Source organism: Myxococcales bacterium, assembly GCA_023898405.1.
Taxonomy (GTDB): Bacteria; Myxococcota; UBA727; order UBA727; family JABDBI01.
The window spans coordinates 2,456,271-2,473,638 of the sequence record CP060221.1; the positions used below are offsets into that span (position 1 = coordinate 2,456,271).

Annotated in this window: 20 protein-coding genes and 1 pseudogene; 12 read left to right on the forward strand and 9 right to left on the reverse strand. The window is 38.6% G+C overall.

Annotated elements, in window-relative coordinates; translation table 11 throughout:
• Together H6731_11105 and H6731_11110 are read right to left on the reverse strand one after the other, a co-directional pair.
• Positions 1-1,179 carry a cytochrome P450 gene (locus H6731_11105; GenBank protein USN50785.1) on the reverse strand — a complete coding sequence of 393 codons (1,179 nt, stop codon included), beginning with the start codon at positions 1,177-1,179 and terminating at the stop codon, positions 1-3.
• 114 nt (positions 1,180-1,293) lie between these two features.
• Entirely contained in the window at positions 1,294-1,620 is a 327-nt protein-coding gene (locus tag H6731_11110) for a hypothetical protein (GenBank protein USN50786.1), read from the reverse strand.
• Positions 1,621-1,981: 361 nt separating this feature from the next.
• On the opposite strand from H6731_11110, the gene H6731_11115 reads away from it, so the two are divergent.
• Positions 1,982-2,809 (forward strand): carbon-nitrogen hydrolase family protein, encoded by an 828-nt coding sequence (locus H6731_11115; protein USN50787.1) that lies wholly within the window; start codon positions 1,982-1,984, stop codon positions 2,807-2,809.
• Entirely contained in the window at positions 2,790-3,581 is a 792-nt protein-coding gene (gene truA / locus H6731_11120) for a tRNA pseudouridine(38-40) synthase TruA (GenBank protein USN50788.1), read from the forward strand. Before H6731_11115 ends, truA begins: the two co-directional genes overlap by 20 nt.
• Positions 3,582-3,732: 151 nt before the next feature.
• On the opposite strand, the gene H6731_11125 is transcribed toward truA, so the two are convergent.
• On the reverse strand, positions 3,733-4,038 hold the full coding sequence (locus tag H6731_11125) for a GNAT family N-acetyltransferase (protein ID USN50789.1): 306 nt from the start codon (positions 4,036-4,038) through the stop codon (positions 3,733-3,735).
• A gap of 260 nt (positions 4,039-4,298) precedes the next feature.
• Between H6731_11125 and H6731_11130 the strand changes: the two genes are divergently transcribed.
• Positions 4,299-4,994 carry a hypothetical protein gene (locus H6731_11130; protein USN50790.1) on the forward strand — a complete coding sequence of 232 codons (696 nt, stop codon included), beginning with the start codon at positions 4,299-4,301 and terminating at the stop codon, positions 4,992-4,994.
• Between the two features lie 197 nt (positions 4,995-5,191).
• Here the strand turns inward: H6731_11130 and glmM are convergent, their stop codons facing one another.
• The gene (glmM, locus tag H6731_11135; protein USN50791.1) at positions 5,192-6,559 is read right to left on the reverse strand and encodes a phosphoglucosamine mutase; all 1,368 of its coding nucleotides are present in this window, start codon (positions 6,557-6,559) and stop codon (positions 5,192-5,194) included.
• A gap of 141 nt (positions 6,560-6,700) precedes the next feature.
• On the opposite strand from glmM, the gene H6731_11140 reads away from it, so the two are divergent.
• Together H6731_11140 and H6731_11145 are read left to right on the forward strand one after the other, a co-directional pair.
• Positions 6,701-7,606, forward strand: a complete 906-nt coding sequence (locus tag H6731_11140; GenBank protein USN50792.1) for a sugar kinase — start codon at positions 6,701-6,703, stop codon at positions 7,604-7,606.
• Between the two features lie 103 nt (positions 7,607-7,709).
• Positions 7,710-8,288: an NUDIX hydrolase gene (locus H6731_11145; protein USN50793.1), complete on the forward strand. Its 579-nt coding sequence runs from the start codon at positions 7,710-7,712 to the stop codon at positions 8,286-8,288.
• Between the two features lie 3 nt (positions 8,289-8,291).
• On the opposite strand, the gene H6731_11150 is transcribed toward H6731_11145, so the two are convergent.
• Positions 8,292-8,645, reverse strand: coding sequence for a hypothetical protein (locus H6731_11150; GenBank protein USN50794.1), 354 nt, complete (start codon positions 8,643-8,645; stop codon positions 8,292-8,294).
• 184 nt (positions 8,646-8,829) lie between these two features.
• Between H6731_11150 and H6731_11155 the strand changes: the two genes are divergently transcribed.
• The 5 genes from H6731_11155 to H6731_11175 all read left to right on the forward strand — a co-directional run bounded on the left by H6731_11155 (position 8,830) and on the right by H6731_11175 (position 13,416).
• Positions 8,830-10,101, forward strand: a complete 1,272-nt coding sequence (locus H6731_11155) for a class I SAM-dependent RNA methyltransferase (protein USN50795.1) — start codon at positions 8,830-8,832, stop codon at positions 10,099-10,101.
• Between the two features lie 101 nt (positions 10,102-10,202).
• A complete protein-coding gene (locus tag H6731_11160) occupies positions 10,203-11,258 on the forward strand; it encodes an AAA family ATPase (GenBank protein ID USN50796.1) in 1,056 nt (351 codons plus the stop codon).
• 63 nt (positions 11,259-11,321) lie between these two features.
• On the forward strand, positions 11,322-11,873 hold the full coding sequence (locus H6731_11165) for a YeeE/YedE family protein (GenBank protein ID USN50797.1): 552 nt from the start codon (positions 11,322-11,324) through the stop codon (positions 11,871-11,873).
• Complete coding sequence (locus H6731_11170; protein USN50798.1) at positions 11,870-12,400, forward strand: YeeE/YedE family protein; 531 nt, start codon at positions 11,870-11,872, stop codon at positions 12,398-12,400. The genes H6731_11165 and H6731_11170 overlap by 4 nt, the downstream gene beginning before the upstream one ends.
• A 134-nt stretch (positions 12,401-12,534) precedes the next feature.
• A complete protein-coding gene (locus H6731_11175) occupies positions 12,535-13,416 on the forward strand; it encodes a CHAD domain-containing protein (protein ID USN50799.1) in 882 nt (293 codons plus the stop codon).
• 94 nt (positions 13,417-13,510) lie between these two features.
• Here H6731_11175 and tnpA read toward each other — a convergent pair whose 3' ends face one another.
• Positions 13,511-13,918, reverse strand: a complete 408-nt coding sequence (tnpA, locus tag H6731_11180) for an IS200/IS605 family transposase (protein USN50800.1) — start codon at positions 13,916-13,918, stop codon at positions 13,511-13,513.
• 29 nt (positions 13,919-13,947) lie between these two features.
• On the opposite strand from tnpA, the pseudogene tnpB reads away from it, so the two are divergent.
• Together tnpB and H6731_11190 are read left to right on the forward strand one after the other, a co-directional pair.
• Positions 13,948-15,108 (forward strand): annotated as a pseudogene (gene tnpB, locus H6731_11185) (IS200/IS605 family element transposase accessory protein TnpB).
• Between the two features lie 18 nt (positions 15,109-15,126).
• Positions 15,127-15,585, forward strand: coding sequence for a TrbI/VirB10 family protein (locus H6731_11190; GenBank protein ID USN51988.1), 459 nt, complete (start codon positions 15,127-15,129; stop codon positions 15,583-15,585).
• 100 nt (positions 15,586-15,685) lie between these two features.
• On the opposite strand, the gene H6731_11195 is transcribed toward H6731_11190, so the two are convergent.
• The 3 genes from H6731_11195 to H6731_11205 all read right to left on the reverse strand — a co-directional run bounded on the left by H6731_11195 (position 15,686) and on the right by H6731_11205 (position 17,284).
• Positions 15,686-15,973 (reverse strand): HigA family addiction module antidote protein, encoded by a 288-nt coding sequence (locus tag H6731_11195; GenBank protein USN50801.1) that lies wholly within the window; start codon positions 15,971-15,973, stop codon positions 15,686-15,688.
• 12 nt (positions 15,974-15,985) lie between these two features.
• Positions 15,986-16,264 (reverse strand): type II toxin-antitoxin system RelE/ParE family toxin, encoded by a 279-nt coding sequence (locus H6731_11200; protein ID USN51989.1) that lies wholly within the window; start codon positions 16,262-16,264, stop codon positions 15,986-15,988.
• 240 nt (positions 16,265-16,504) lie between these two features.
• Positions 16,505-17,284, reverse strand: a complete 780-nt coding sequence (locus H6731_11205; GenBank protein USN50802.1) for an IS5 family transposase — start codon at positions 17,282-17,284, stop codon at positions 16,505-16,507.
• Positions 17,285-17,368 lie beyond the last annotated feature (84 nt).

The following is a 17,368-nucleotide window of genomic DNA, read 5'->3' on the forward strand; positions in this document are numbered from 1 at the left end:
TCATCTCTTGCTAAATTTTATCTTTTGACCACTTTTGGGGTGAAGCGTGATGAGCTGCTCTGTTTCTATTGAGTGGCCGACCGGCTCAATGTAAAAATTTTTACAAAAAATTTGTAAGATAATGCATGCCTCAAGATAGGCGAGTCTTTCTCCAACACATGATTTGTTTCCTAGGCTAAATGGCATAAAAGCTGGATTATGGTGGCAATCAATAAATCTGTTGGGATCAAAAATATGAGGGTCTTTAAAATAAGTGTGGCTGTTATGAATTTGCTTAATAGCAATGATTATTTGATCGCCTTTGTAAATGTTTAATCCTTGTATAGAAGTATTTTTTTTAGCTTTTTTTGTCACCATGTAGGCCGGAGGATAGAGCCTAAGGCTTTCTTGATAGATAGCTTTGGTGAAAATAAAATCATTGGCGATACGGTCTTGATAATGCGCATACCGGGTCAACAGCAAAAAAGTAAAAGCCAAAGATGAAGCTGTAGTCTCATGTCCTGCAAATAAAAAGGTCATGCATTGATCAATAATATGAGGGCTCTTTGAAAATAAATTTACAATGTTTTTTTCTTGTTTGGATGTCTCTTGCTTGAGCGTTGAGAGAATAAAGCCTCTGATGGAATTTTTAAGCGCAATTATTTCTTTGTTCTGTCTTGATGGTAACCAAAGCGGTAGTGATATGAGCTGATTGATGCGATTGCCACAAATATGGTTGAGCCGTAAAAACTCTTGTCCAACTTTTTTAGAAGAATCTTTATAGTTCACACCCAAAAAAATGCGAAAAGCCGTATTAAGAATAAGTTCGGTCATGAGTTCATCGATAGCAATTGCTCTATCATTAGGGATTGAGCTGACATAGGATAAAGCAATTTCTTCGATGACAGCTTGCAGATGAGCCAAATTATCTTGGCTAAAAATTGCGCGAGATTTTTTTCGTACTTCCTGTGAAGCTTTTCCCTCGAGTTGTACCAGTCCATGCTCACCGGTAATAGGAGTTATTTTTTTCAAAATAGTATCGTTTTTACCAAAAGCATCTGCATAGGTGACTAAAATTTCACGAGCAGCTTGAGCGTTAAATACAAATATAAATGCTTTGTGGCCGATGTGAGATCGTTGAATACCTGGCCCCGAACGAGCCAAGCTATCTAATAATTCGATCGGGTTGCTAAGAAACATTCTTAGCCTTTCAAGGTTATCCATGCACTGCTAACAAAATTAGCGGATGCAAACTTCCAGAAAAATTTTAGAGCTTAATAAAAGAACCGTCGCACAGCTGGCAGAGAATGTACGTTATTCTTTTTCTAGAAAAACACTATTCATATGAAGAATGTAATCCTCGTGCCTTATATAAGCTTCCCAGTCAATTCCTTGCTTCTGGGCTTGTTCTTGCAAGCTTGAATAACTTGAATCTAAGGTACCCAAAAGATATTGAGAGAAGGGACAATCAAGTTTTGCACTTACTAAAAGAATCTCAATAGCCTGTTTATTTTTTTTAGGACCTTGTTTCAGTAAATACAAACCAAGCGAATAGCCCGCAGGAGCATAATTATTCTCCAGAGCTTTTTGAAACCAAAATTTTGTTTTCATGCGACTATATTTATTCGAAACTTGAGTCATATAATAAGTGCCCAAAAGATACTGAGCTTGAGGGTTTTTGAGCTGAGCTTGCTTTATTAGTTGGCCCAGGCCTTGGGGTTTTAATGAGAAAGTGGGTCCTGAAAAACTACTTATTGATAAAAGATATGCAAACAAGAGAAGCAAAAAACGCCATTTCAATATCATTTTTTTCTCGTGAGGGATTAAGAACAGCTCAATAAGAATAATAAGCTTGATAAAATTATTCCAACCTAACTTGCTCAAGCCTGGGTATGGGCTCAAAAAAACATCACATATGAAACAGTTTTATTGTTCGAAGCTGGCCTTTATGAAAAGACGTCATTATTTTTAGACAGTGCTTTGTGAAACGAAGGGAGAATATATGGCTGTTATTGTTGCTGTAGGGCAAATGACCTCAGGTTCTGATAAGGAAGTTAATCTGTCAAAGATCGAGAAAATTGTGGCAAAAGCTCGAGCACGGCAGGCAAAATTTTTAAGCCTGCCAGAAAATTGTGTTTATTTTGGCAATAATCACGATGCTTTTAGAATGGCAGAGCCTCTTAACGGAGAGAGCATAAAGTTCATAAGTGATTTAGCTCAAAAAAATAAAATGTGGATTTCTGTAGGAGGATTTCAGGAGCAAATAGCTGGTGAAAAAAAATTTTATAATTCGCATGTGCTCATAGATGACAAAGGCATCATTGTTGAAGTTTATAGAAAAATACATCTTTTCTCAGTGAGCCTACCTGATGGAAGTACTTATCGTGAAGATAGTTCTGTACGCCCAGGGAAGGCTATAGTTTGCCATCAAACGCCTTTTTTTAAAGTTGCCTTATCAATTTGCTACGATATACGTTTTTCTTATTTGTATTGGGCTCTTAGAAACATGGGAGCTCAGGTCATTCTTGTGCCTGCAGCATTTACCGATACGACTGGTAAAGCCCACTGGGAGATTTTGTGTAGAGCGCGGGCCATTGAAACACAAAGCTATGTCCTAGCTGCAGCTCAAAGTGGATATCATGAAAATAATAGAGTTACTTACGGTCATGCCGTGATTGTGGATCCTTGGGGAACCCTTATTGCTCAATGTGGCAATAACAACGATATAGCCTGTGCAGAAATAGATTTAGAGTATTTAAAAAATATTCGCACCCAAGTTCCCATTGAGCATCAGCAACGAAGTTTAGATAATGGACAGCAAAAAATTTAAAGAACGCACCTGCTTTTTACTGAGTTTTTCTTATTTGGGAGAAGGTTTCTTAGGAGTACAAGAACAGCCTGGTCTGAGAACTGTTTTGGGTGCGTTGCGCGAACGCATTGAACAATTGGCTGGGCAAAAAGCATGTGCAATGTGTGTAGCTGCCCGTACCGATAGAGGAGTGCAGGCTTTAGATAATTTTGTAACCTTTTATCTTAGAAATCCTTGTGATGCCAGTTCAACAATTGAAGGATTATTAAGAACTCAGGAGCCAGGTCTTTTTATTAAATTTGTGAAAAGAGTCTCGCCCCATGTCCATGCAAGAGCAAATGCTCATGGCAAACTATACCGCTACACTATTTTGGATAATTGCGCTGATACCGAAACTCAGAACTTAGCTTGGCATATCGCTCCAAGCATAGATATTGATGCCATGAAAAAAGCAGTACTCAATCTAATTGGTGAGCATGATTTTTCATCTTTTAGAGGGAGAAGGTGTGGAGCTAAAAATCCTGTCAAATATCTAAAAAAAATTACCATTGCACGAGTTTCACAGTGCTTTGTCGTTATCGAAGTAGAGGGTAATGGTTTTTTACGCTACATGATACGCAACATAGTTGGCACTTTGGTAGAAGTTGGCACGGGCTTAAGAAACCCCGTTGATGTAAAAAATATTCTTGATGCCAAAGATCGCCAGGCTGCTGGTATTATGGCGCCCGCCCATGGCCTGTGCTTAGTGAAGGTCAATTTTAAAGTTTCTGACAAAGACATCTATGAAGTGTAAGGTTTTGCATGTTTAAGCTATAAAATGTAACGGTTCAAACTTGAACTGACAGACACTCCCAATTAAGCTAGACTGCTTGCTTATCCTCTCGCCTGTTCCCAATAAAATGTGGAATGACCAAGAAATGCCCCAATTCATTGGGGAAGGTGAGCTACTTTGTTGTGAGCAGTTTACGGAAAAAAATGCGGTCATGGCCTTCTATGTAGTCTTTCATTATACCTATTTCATGGTATCCAAGCTTTTGGCAGAAATTGGCAGCCTGGAAAGCTAATGTGTCTGTTGTAGAATAGGCCACTCCTCTTTGACGACCTTCTTTTTCAGCCGCTCTCATTAATTTAGATCCGATTCCTCTTCCTCTATGGTTTTTATAAACCCAGAGTATATAAATGAAGATGGACTGCTTTTCAGCGAATAGAATCAATCCGCCAATAATTTTTCTATTTTCATCAAAGGCCAAAAAAGATATTTCTTCGTCTTAGCCTATTTTTTGCGCATTGAAGCGAAAAGTTGCGCTAAGCATGTTGAGAAGAATTAAGGCCGTTAAGAGTCTTGTAAACCCTTAAGTGACTTGCCGGTTCCATTACTCCCTCTAAACCTCCTCGTAGCAATTTTTAGGGGGAGCTTGTACATGGGTAAAAGAGAAGATTGCTGTCATGGTTATTATGAGCCAAAAAACATCAATAATTTATGTGCTTACTCAAAAAAAAGGAAATTTGCATGAAATTATTTGGATTATTGGCAGGTATTTTAATTGCATTAATTAACATTGAGGGAAGGGCTGCCGAAATAATTGAATTATCTGAAAGCAAAATTGATGCTCAATGCATGAGTGATTCAGATTTTCAAAGTCTAATAGTAAACATAAATGAAATTAGGAATCTTATTTTGCAGTCTAAATTCATAGAAAACCCTGAGAACAGAGAGAATTATCGTAAGGAGCGATATGAAGAAGTCTATAAACTATTGAAATCATCACCGCAAAAATATGGCAAATTTAGTCTTGAACAAATAACTGATTTGTTTTTTAATAATTCGTTTTTTTTTAATTTATTGATAGAAGTTGTTGATTTTGAAACATTAAAAATTATAAAAATATGTGTTTTAATAAATCATAAGCATCGTTCATGTTATGACTTAAATGAATTTGAATCAGATTTAAGATTAATTGCCCAAAGGGCATTTGATATGGAAATGGAGAGTGCTGAAAAAAAATCTTTTATAGAAGAGATTTTTAATTATTGCCTAAGGAATAAAAATAATAAAGCAAAAGGGTATAGTGGAAAGAAAATAGAGAAAATGTATTTAAAAATAATTGAAGAGAATATTAGAAAACGAAAACCAGACGATGTTCGTGCACCATTAGCGCCACTAAATAAACAATTTAAAATTCAAGAAAAGATAGAGTGGGATTAAAAATCAATTCAAGTTGTTAAATTTTCATCTTTTTATAAGGAACAAAAATTTAACAAGTGAGTGATTGGTGTGTTATTAAGATTCTCTTATTTGCTTTTTTTAACCATTTTTCTCATTTTCGAGTATTTATATAGCAGTTTTTACTTGATAACTAACCTTAACCTTAGGGCGCTAGTTGATTGATTTTTTTGCTAGCGCTAGATCAGAGACTCTTTCAAAAAATGGCGAGCTTCCCGCTCATATTCAGCCGCAATGTCTTGGGCGATATTTTTGCATTTTTGACTAGAAGAAGCTTCAACAAGGATTCTTAGTTTATTTTCGGTGCCGCTATAACGCACAACCACTCTGCCTAAATTTTCTAGGCTCTCATTGGAATCGGCTATGAGTCTAGAAGTTGACGGCAATTCACTTAAAGGAATTTTTTTTGAGACGTCGAGGTTTTTTAAAATACTTGGGACAGGCTGATAAAAATTTGTAAGTTCAGAGATTGTTCTAGCAGATGAACAGATAATTTCTATGAGCTGAAGAGCAAAATAAATTCCATCTCCTGTGTAGGTATGGGGGAACATAATGAGATGCCCAGAATTTTCTCCGCCCAAAGTAAAATTGTTTTGACGCATGTGGCGAGCCACATATTTATCGCCAACAGGAGTTTTTTCAACTTTAATATTAAAAGGTAGGAGCGCCTGATCTAAGGCTACGCTGCTCATGATAGTGCTCACCAGGGTGTTATTTTCGAGCATTGATTTTTTTTGCAGAAATATTGCAAACAATGCAAGTATCGCATCACCGTTAATTAAAGTTCCTTTTTCATTGGCAAAGACAACGCGATCAGCGTCGCCATCAAAAGCAATGCCCAAATCTGCTCTGAAGTCGATGACGGCTTCCTCTAAGTTTTTTGGGTGTTCGCTGCCAACGTCTTGATTAATATTGTATCCATCGGGAGAAGCACCGATAATTTTTACATCTAAACCCAGTGATGAGAAAAGTTGAGGAGCAACAAATGATGCCGCCCCATGGGCGCAGTCAATAACGATTCGTTTATCTCTTAATACACAACGATCAATGCCAGAGAGCAATGCTTCTAAATAATTTTGTTGAGCACTTTCATTCTGTATGCATAAGCCTGGGGAAGGTGATGGAGGAGCAAGCAGGATACTTGAATTATTGTATTGCTCTTCTATAAGTTGCTCGAGTTGCAGCTCTATCTTAAATCCATCTGGTCCAAAAAATTTGATTCCATTATCGCATGCTGGATTGTGGCTAGCAGAGATAACAAGGCCAAAGGCAGCACCTTGCGCCTGAGTTGCATGGGCAACAGCTGCACTAGGAATGATGCCCAAAAGTTGGCAGTTGATACCTGTCGAGGTAATCCCTGAACTTAAAGCCAATTCAATGTAGTTTCCTGAGGCACGAGTGTCTCTCCCAATCAAGATGGAATTTTTTCCTGATTTTAGGGCCAATCCTCCTAATATTCTGCCAATCCTGCACATGTTTTCAGGGGCGAGCTTTGCAGAGGTGATAGGCCCACGTATTCCATCTGTACCAAATAATCGAGATGTCATATGGGTTTGGTGTCCAGTGTGTTAGAGGAAAATCAGCTCATCCATGGCAAAAAAAGTGCATTAGGACAACTGAGCCTCATAAAAAAACTCAGATTGCACCAAAGCATGGCAAAGAAAGCTATACGAGTTGTAGGAGCTAGTATGAGTATCGTTGTTGTTGGATCGATTGCTTTTGATTCGGTAAGTACTCCCCATGGAAAACGTGAGAAATCGCTTGGAGGAGCTGCTAACTATTTTGCCATTGCCGCGCAATTTTACACAAAAATTTGCATGGTTGGAGTAGTGGGAGAAGACTTTCCAAAAAGCCACTTAGAACTGCTCAAACAAAAAAATATTGATATTTCTGGTATCGCTCAAAAAGCTGGATATTCTTTTCATTGGCAAGGCGAGTACGGTTTTGATTTAAATTCAGCTCAAACGCTTAAAACAGAGCTCAATGTATTTGAGGACTTCTTGCCGCAGCTGCCACAATCTTACCGTCATGCGGAAACAGTTTTCTTGGCAAATATTGACCCTGAATTACAAATTCACGTTTTACAGCAAATGACAAAGCCAAAAATAAAAGCTCTGGATACCATGAATTTCTGGATTGAGCGTAAATTAAATCAGCTTAAGCAAGCTATTTCAATGGTAGATATTTTGTTTGTAAATGATGCCGAAATAAGAAGTCTTACTGGCGAACATAACATTATTAAAGCAGCAAAAGCCGCATTGGCAATTGGGGCAAAAATTATTGTCATAAAACGTGGCGAATATGGTGCGCTTTTATTTTTTGACACACATGTCGCTCATGTGCCTGCATTTTTGGTGGAAGAAGTTTTTGATCCAACCGGAGCTGGTGACAGTTTTGCGGGTGGATTTTTAGGATATCTCGATACAAAAGATGGCTTTTCTATTAATCATCTTAAAGAAGCAATGGTTGCAGGGACCGTAATGTCTAGTTTTGCCATTGAAAAGTTCTCTTTTGATCGCGTTTTGGAACTAGATGAAACTATGCTTTCAAAGCGCAAAGAACAGCTCTTAGCTTTATCTCATATTTGCTTATGAGCCTTCGAGCTTCTTGTCAGATGTGGTGTTTTTGTTAGCTTTGGTCATTTTTATTGAACCAAAGTTGATTATTAACACAATTTTCAAGATAAGGATGAAATGCATGCCACATCGCCAAGCACTGCTAGAGCTTTTAGCGAAATACAAAACGCTCGATAAGAAAGAACAACAAGATCAAGAAGCTATTGTTGCTTTTGTTCAAAGCAATCGAGATTGTTTTTTGCGCAGCAATCTAGAAGGCCATATAACAGCATCTTGTTGGCTATTAAGTCCAGACTATAAAGAAGTTTTGATAACTCATCACAAAAAAATAGGATTGTGGTTACAACTTGGTGGGCATGCAGATGGCGAGAGCGATGTTTTGCAAGTAGCGCTTAAAGAAGCGCATGAAGAGTCCGGCATCGATGGAATCATAGCGCTTGAAGGAGGAATCTTTGATCTAGAAATACATTCGATAGATCGACATCAAGATGTTCCTAAACATTTGCATTATGATGTGCGTTTTTTGCTCAGAGCTCCAAAAAAAGAATTTTGGGTTTCAGAGGAGTCGCATAATCTAGCTTGGGTAAAGATCAAAGACGTGATTGTTGAGCCCCGGTTTACCAGTTCTTTAAAGAGAATGGCTGAAAAATGGCAAAAAAAACTGGAACCCTTGGGGCTCCAGCTTGAAGAGACAGTCTAAAGACTATTCTACCATTGGAGGAACTCTGTAGAGATACATTGGGTTGTAGTATCCCCAGCTATAATTATTGAATCCGCAGCTGTGGTATCGGCGATAGTTTGGGCAGCCACAATTGGTATATTGATGATGGCAGCAACCATGACCATAGCCAACATTATAAAAATTTGTTCTATGGCGGCCAAAATTCCACCAACCCATATTTGAGCTATTGCCATCTTGTAAATTAAGATTTTCTTGATCGTAGTTGCCGTATTGTTCAATATTATCTTGATTGTAATTCACTTCATCGCTATTTGCTGAAAGAGCAAAATTTGCTGCCAAGCAGCTGAAAGTGCAGGCAAAAATAAAATATTTCATAATAATTCTCCAACCTAATTTATTTAAAAAACACAGTAACGCTATGATTTATCAGTGTTTACTGGTTTTATATTATTGTATTAATTGATGCTAACAACTAAGCGTGTGGATGCAGTAAAAAACAGCTTAATTAGGAAGCATAATCGGTGATTGACCATAAATTTTAATAAATTAGACTCTTTTGATGGCAATAAATAATAAAGGACAGATAGAGTGTGTTGTGCAATCCACGGCTTTTGGAGGGGAGGGTATTGCGCGCTGTGATGGAAAAGTTGTTTTTGTACCAGGGGCTCTTGAGGGTGAGCGAATCAATATCAGACTAGTCCAACAAAAAAAGTCCTATGCCCGTGCTCAACTGCTTGAGGTTGTTAACCCCTCACCCAAGCGCATACAACCTTTATGTGAATTTTTCGCTCAGTGTGGCGGATGTCACTTTCAGCACCTTGATTATAGCTCTCAGCTCGATATTAAAAAGAATTTCGTTGAGGATGCTTTAAAAAGAATTGGAAGAATAGATGTTAGTGTGCACGGTCCTCAAAGTTCAAAGGAACAATGGTACTATCGTCGCCATATTCGTTTGCATTGGCACAATGGGCGATTAGGATTTATGCAAAATAAGTCCCATGCGCTTGTTGAGGCTAGCAATTGTCATATTTTTAGCGAAAGGGAGATAATACCAAAAATTAGGAAGTTATGTCATTCATTGGGCGAAGAGCTTCCTTATGAAATTTCCGTGCATAAATCTGGTGAACAATTTATTTTATTTTTTGAATTTTCGCGGTCACGGGGGAGTTATAAAAAGATTTTTGCTAAGGAAATTGAAAACAACGAACTTATTAAGGGAGTCATTTGGAAAGTAGGTAATCAATTTTTTGAATTGGGTAATGTTGTGATTCAATTTCCCTTGGGAAATTTAATTTTTAGTTATAATCCAAAAGTTTTTGTGCAGGCGAATCCACAGCAGAGCGAAGGCATTTATAATGAGATAAGTTTGCTTGCCAAGAAAAATAAAATGAATAAAATTTTAGATTTGTATTGTGGTTTCGGTGCGTCATCAATTTTATTAAGAAGCATGGGAATTGAGCTCTGCGGTATTGAAGTAAACCCAGAATCTATTCGTCTTGCCCGCCTAAATGAAAAAACTAATAAGCTTTATGGCATAAGATGGATCGCGGGCGATGTAGAAAAGTTAGCAGGGAGTGCCTTTAACGAATTTCAGCCCGATTGTGTTTTAGTTAACCCGCCAAGAACAGGCCTTGCCTCAGTTGTTTGTCGAGAAATTCTTGAATATTTACCAGAGCATATTATTTACATCTCCTGTATGCCTGCTACTTTGGCCCGTGATATCAGTGCATTATCGTGTTTTTATCGGGTGGAGTATTGTCAGAGCTTTGACATGTTTCCCCAAACCACACACATTGAAACCTTGGTTTATTTAAAGCGAAAAGAATTATGATGTATATTTCTTTGTTATATGTAGGTGTTCCTATTGTGAAAGATGGATAAGATGATATATTTTGAAATGAGATATTTTAACATTGTTTTTCAAGGTTAATTATGAGATTAAGTAATTTATTACAAAAAATTATTAAAATTACGTGTTTTTTTGGGGCACTGGTTCTATTTTCGTGTGATTCGATCCCAGAATCTAGCAATAGGCTTGCAGATAAACTTGATTTATACGGGGGTTCATCACCAAATCATGAAGTAAGTAAGCCATTTGAATTTAAAAATAATTCAGAAGGCAAAGATATTTTTGATCTTTTCAGTAACAACAGTGGTTCTGACATACCACTTTTGAATTTCCCTAAAGAAGCTAATATTTTTGAAATTTATAAAAGCGGAGAGATTAAAAGTTCATTTGCCGATATTGCCGGACTTGAAAAGCCCAAAGAGTCTTTGAAAGATATCATAAAATATCTCAAAGACCCTGCTGATTTTAGACGTTTGGGGGCAGAGCCTCCGAGCGGTGTTATCTTTTATGGGCCCCCTGGAACGGGAAAAACTGCCATGGCGCGTGCCTTGGCTGGAGAAGTTGGAAAGGAAAAAGAGGTGTCTTTTATTGTTGCATCTGGTGCTAGCTTTGAAAATAAATATGTTGGTGTAGGGGCAGATAATGTTCGTAAACTCTTTGAGCTTGCCAGGAAAAATAAACCAGCAATTATTTTTATTGATGAATTTGATGCTGTAGCAGGTGTTCGAAGCGAAGAGAAAAAAAATGCACAGGTCGTTAATCAATTGCTCACAGAGCTTGATGGATTTAGCAAAGAGGATAGAAACGATATTTTTATTATTGCCGCTACTAATTTGTTAAGTAGCATTGATCCTGCGGTAATTAGGCCGGGACGTATTGATCGAAAAATAAAAATTGGATTTCCGGATGAGATTGCTCGAAAAGCAATTTTAGGACATTACTTTTCTCTGGCTCCAGCCATAACCCATGCAAAAGCTCAAGACTATGTGAGAGCAACGCGTAACTGGTCTGCTGCAGAAATTAAAGCCTTTGTTAACGAAGCGAGAATACATGCAACCATCAGGAATGCTCAGTATGTGGACAAAAACGACCTTAACGCTGCATTGAAAAAGGTTCAAGACTCACGGGCTGGTCGCTAGTGTTATAAATTAGGTTTTTAACTCAAATATAGACATACTGTCAGTGCCGTTTACATAGAGGGGATGCACATGCAAACTTTTAACAAAAAAGCAGGGGGCTATAGTCCTTACATAGCCGGAGCTCTCGTTGGGTTTTTGGCGATAGCGTCTGCTTATTTTACAACCCAACTGCTTGGAAAGACGCACTACCTTGGAGCTTCTACCACTTTTGTGAGAGCTGCAGGACTACTTGAATCGAGTGTTGCGGGTGAACATGTCGAGAACAATAAATATTACAGTGAAGAGCATGTCAAGTTTGACTGGCAGTTCATATTTGTAATTGGTATTTTTTTGGGTGCGCTTATTTCAGCAAAGTCAGATAAAAGTTTTAAGTGGGAAAAAGTGCCTCCCATTTGGCAAGAACGGTTTGGAAATTCTGTTAGTCGTCGCGCCCTATGGGCAATTGTAGGTGGTGCCATTGCTATGATAGGTGCACGGATGGCTGGAGGATGCCCCAGTGGTCACGGATTGAGCGGGCTTATGCAGCTATCGATGAGCGGCCTGCTTGCGCTCATCATGTTCTTTTTGGGTGGTGTGGTAGTTGCTCACCTAGTGTATAGGAGAAAATCCTCATGAGTACAGAACTTATTTTGGGACTTATTACTGGAATAATTTTTGGGTTTTTGTTGCAAAAAGGACGCGTCTTGCGCTTTGAAAAGCAGATTGGCGCATTACTATTTCGAGACATGACCATTTTTAAATTTATGTTATCGGCCATTTTGGTGGGGATGGTAGGCGTAACCCTCCTTTCCGATTTAAATCTTATTTCATTGAGTCATAAACCCATGAATGTGGGAGGAATCATTATAGGCGGAGGGCTTTTTGGTATTGGTTGGGGAATTATGGGCTATTGCCCTGGAACTTCAGTCGGAGCGTTAGGGGAAGGACGGTGGCATGCGATTTTTGCCGTTTTAGGGATGATTTTGGGAGCAGCTATCTATGCCGAAATTTATCCTTGGGTGAAAACAAATATTTTAAGCATAAAAGATCTAGGAAAAATAAGCATTCCTGAATTTTTTGGTATCTCTCAATGGTTGATGATAGGAGCCTTCTGGTTTGTTGTCATTTACTTGTTTTCTTGGTTTGAAAAAAAGAATCTTTAGTTTTGTAAAAAATTTTCAGGGCGCATAATGTTTTAAAAATAAACAGCATGGATTTCATTGTGCGTCTAAGCCCGTTTCAATTTTTTGAGTAGGTGCTCGTTTACACGTCATTAAAATGTTGGTGATATGTGCATATGGATCAGAATCAGGCAATTCGCAACTTTGTTTGGCCCATGCAGCAATGCCTCAAGGATATCAAGGACTTTGCTGAGCTTTTAGAGGAAAGTAAGGGCCATGCGAAAAATCTCCATTGTATAAGAATTTCACTGAGAAAACTCTATGTTTTGATAGAGATGCAAACTGATATTTTTCCTGAGATTGCTCATTATAAAAATATAACCCACGAACTCAAAAAACTAAGATCTGAACTAAGCATTGTACGTGATTGGGATGTGTTTAAGCAGATGCTGTTCCCAGTGCCAATACTTACTCTATCAAAAAAGAAGTGGTATAAAAAAATCGAAGACGATATTAATCAAATTTATCTAAAAGAGTATGATAGAATCAGAAAAATTTTTGATGAAAAATACTCTGAAAATATTTTGAAAAAAATATCTGGCCTCATAGAGTCACTTACAATCTTTTATCGTGCAAGAAATATCGATAGAGCAATAAAGGATGCTTGCAGGCGAATATTAGAACAGGATCGAACTACGCTTATAAAATTTCTTGATAAAAGTCGCTCATTGTGGGGGCTCTCTACGGAACAACAACATAAACTAAGAATCATTAGTAAAAATTATTTATATAAATTGAAGTTTCTAAGAAATATCTTTGGCAAAAAAATTAAAAAAGAAATTAAAAATATGAAAAAAATTCAAGATATTTTATCTGAGGTCAGAGATTTTTGTATGGCGAAAAAAAAAGCTCAACTATTATTGGACAACGAAAATAACTGCCACTATTTTTTGCTCGTAGGAGAAATCATGGGCAGAAAAGGAGCTCTTTTAGATGGGCTGGATAGAAAATTTTTTGAAAAATGGAAGGAATTTATTCATCTTCATCTGCCTTCTTAGCTTAAGCTGCTAGCAAAGCGGAATTTTATCCCTTAGCGCATCAAAATCTCTTCATTTATGAAGAGGATAATATGCGCGTTTACCGACAGTGTTTCTAGCCTGGAGAATTTTGTGCTTCAATATATTTGCGCACGATTTCGACCGGCGCCCCACCGCAAGAGCCAGCAAAATAGCTCGGTGACCACAACACACCTTTGTAATATCTTTTTTCTAGCTCAGGCCAGTTTTGCCTAAGTCTCCGTGACGAAACACCTTTTAGGCTATTTACTAGCTTAGCGATTGAGACTTTTGGTGGATAATGAATGAGCATGTGCACATGATCCTCTTCACCATTAAATTCTTTCAAAATCACCTGATGTTCATTGGTAATTTTTTCGAAAATTCTTTTCATATCATCAAGTATATTTTTATTAAGCACTTTTCTTCGATATTTTGTCACAAAAACCAAATGAGCGTGAAGATTAAAAACAACATGTCTTCCAGTACGAACTTCGCTTGACATTAGACCAGACCTATTGAAAAATAAAAGCTATGAATATTTAAAAAGCTTTTAAATTCAGACTTAAGACCAATAGTATCACCTCGGTGCAGTTGGCAAGCATTGCTGGTTGCAATCGCTTAGTTTGGAATAAAGCTTTGGCATATCAAAAGGAACGTTTAGAGAACAAAGAGTATACGCTTTCATATTACAAAATGGCGCCGCTTTTGCTTGAATGGAAAAAAGAGCATACTTTCCTAGGTGATTGCCCATCGCAGAGCCTTCAGGAAACTTTAATGGCTCAAGACCGGGACATTAAAGACGCATTCAATAAAAAGAGCGCTAAGAAATTTCCTCAGTTCAAAAAGAAAGGCCAATGCGATAGTTTTAGATATCCGCAGGGCATCAAAGTTAGTGACAATCGAGTATTTTTGCCTAAAATCGGTTGGGTGGGATTTTTTAAAAGCCGGGATATTTTAGGCACCATCAAAAATGCCACTGTATCGAAAAAAGGTGAGCATTGGTTTGTTTCAATTTAAACTGAACAAGAAGTGGCAAAACCGGTCCATGACTCAACTTCCATAGTGGGCGTTGATTTGGGAGTTACAAAATTCGCCACTCTTTCGAATGGGCGAGTATACGAAGCCAAAAATAGTTTTAAGAAGCGGCAAACGCGTTTAGCGAAGCTGCAACAACGATTAACTAAAAAGAAAAAAGGATCTTCGAACTTTAAAAAACTTAAAAAGAGAATCAACAAACTACACACAAAAATATTCAATATCCGGCAAGACTATTTGCACGAAGTAAGCACTGACATCAGCAAAAACCACGCTTTGGTTGTGCTTGAAGATTTAAAGGTGGCGAATATGAGCAAGTCGGCCAGTGGAACCATTGAAGAACCAGGAAAGATGGTGGCGGCCAAGTCAGGCTTAAACCGTTCGATTTTGGATCAAGGTTGGCACAGCTTTAAAAGCATGCTGAACTATAAGCTGGAGCATCTTGGTGGTGAATTGTTGCTGGTAGATCCTCGCTATACCTCGCAAAAGTGCTCAAGCTGCGGACATACCGAAAAGGAAAACCGCTTAAGCCAGGCGCACTTTGTTTGTGTAAGTTGTGGACATAAAGAAAACGCCGATATAAATGCGGCTAAAAATATCTTGGCGGTGGGGCACACCGTTCTAAGCCTGCAACCTAAAGTAGCACTCGCTGCGTAGGGTCAGGAATCTCCCGGCATTCATGCCGGAGAGGATGTCAATCCACAAAATTCTAAATTAATCGGCGAATATCAATCACAAATTAATCACGGACAAACACGGGCACAAGTTGTCTGGAAACGAATTATTTTTCCTAACCAGCGTTCAGTTGATTTAGGTGCTATGACGGGTGTGGATTCGAGTGGAACCAGCGGAACAAATGGCACAGTCAACAACCACTATGACAAGGTCGTAATTGGACTTTTACTGACAACAGCACTAAATGCAGGTGTCCGAATAACTCAAGGGAAATATGACCAAAATTCAGCGAACTTGACTCAAGAACTGGGCAACTCATTGGCTCAAGAGACTTCTCGACTAGGAAACAGGATAGCTGATAAAATGCTATCCACCCTTCCTACTATCAAGGTACCTATGGGTAAGAGACTGAATGTTTTTGTTGAACAAGATTTTAGTTTGGAACCTTATTTAAATTAATATGAATGGTTTTCGTTTCATGGCTCTCTGAAAAGCATAACCGAGTTTCATAATACTTCCAAAGGCTTTCCTCTTAGAAAGCCTTTGGATTTTTTTATGTTCAGGCTGCCAATTTCAGCTGCCGTATTTTTGGCTTAGGTCTCATTTTTTGAACCTTCCAAATTTCATAGTCGCGCTGAAGATTTAGCCACATTTCGATGCTTGTTCCCAACAACATAGCAAGACGCATAGCCATTTCAGCACTAATGCCAGAGTGTCCGTTAAAAAGCCTCGAAAGGGTAGTTCTTTGCACGCAAAGCTTTTGCGCGGCTTCACTAACGGTTAACCCTGTTTCTTCATTACAAAGGGCATCTCTTACTATTTCACCTGGGTGAAGTGGTTTATGCACGTCAAATCCTCCTTAATGATAATCAAGGTAATCGATTAAATAGGCATCATTTTCTACAAACTCAAAAATGATTCTCCAATTTCCGCTTACCGTAACCGAGTAAAAGCCTTTCAGATCTCCTTTGAGTTCATGAAATCTCATTCCCGGTGTATTCATGTCTTTGGCATCAATGGCAGCATTGAGCCGCTGTAGAATGATTTTAAGGCGCTTTTCATGGGAGGCTATAATTCCCTTTTTGCTTCCTTTTAGGAAAAATTCTCTAACACCTTTGTGTTGCCAAGACTTTATCATGCCATCATATGTAACATGTAGCGTAACGCGCGTCAAGTTGATCCAATTTTGAGAGGGCATCCGAAAAGTTTTAGCCTTCGGGCATGATCGTAGAGAAATAAATTTAAAAAAAGCAGGTGGCTTTCTATAGTTTTCTGCCCAGGACCCATAAATATCTGTTCGAGAGCATAGCATCGCAAGGCTAATCAAATCTATGCCATGAAAGATGATCGCGAACACGTCTATCGAAGAAGAAAAGCTCTATCCTGGTCGTAACCTCCTTGTCATGGTGTTTATGGCCGCAAATTTGATCCACGCCTCAGAGTTGCGAGGTAGATACTCGTAGTCTTTGCTCAGTCGCCTTTGGCTGTTGAGCCAACCGAAAGTTCTCTCAACGACCCAACGAAATTTGACGATCTGAAATTTTTTTCGAGGTCTTTTTACTATTTTCAACAAAGCATTGAAAAGATCTGATACCCACTGTTTAAGCGGCTCGCCACTATACCCGCCATCGCCAAAAAAGATCTTTATGCTGGAAAATAATGGCTTCAATCGTCGCAGAAGCAGTTTCGCTCCAGCCCGCTCTGAAATCGCCGCAGAGTGAACAACAACCGCAAGGACAAGGCCCAAAATATCTGTTGCTAGATGACGCTTACGACCTTTGATCTTCTTGGCACCGTCGTATCCTTTTTCTATTGCAGGGACCGCAGTTTTAACGCTTTGACTGTCGACGATTGCAGCGCTTGGCTCTGTGCTTCTTCCAGCGTCAACCCTCACCATATCGCGCAGGACATGCAAAATGCGCTCAAAGGTACCGTCCTTCGACCAAGTCGAAAAATACTCATACACCGTTGATTTGGGTGGAAAGTCTAGCGGAAGAAGCTCCCACTGACATCCAGTTCTAAGCATGTAGCGGCAGCCATTGACTACATCGCGCATATCAGTCTTACGTGGTCTTCCGCCGGGCTTTGCTGGTGGAATTAGCGGCTCAATAAGTCGCCACTGCTCATCACTCAAATCAGTCTTGCATCGATTTTTCATAATTTACGTCGTTGCATTTTTGATTGCATAGATTAATTTTCAACAACGACGGTATGAATTTCGTTCTCTTTTGAACAGTAGTTC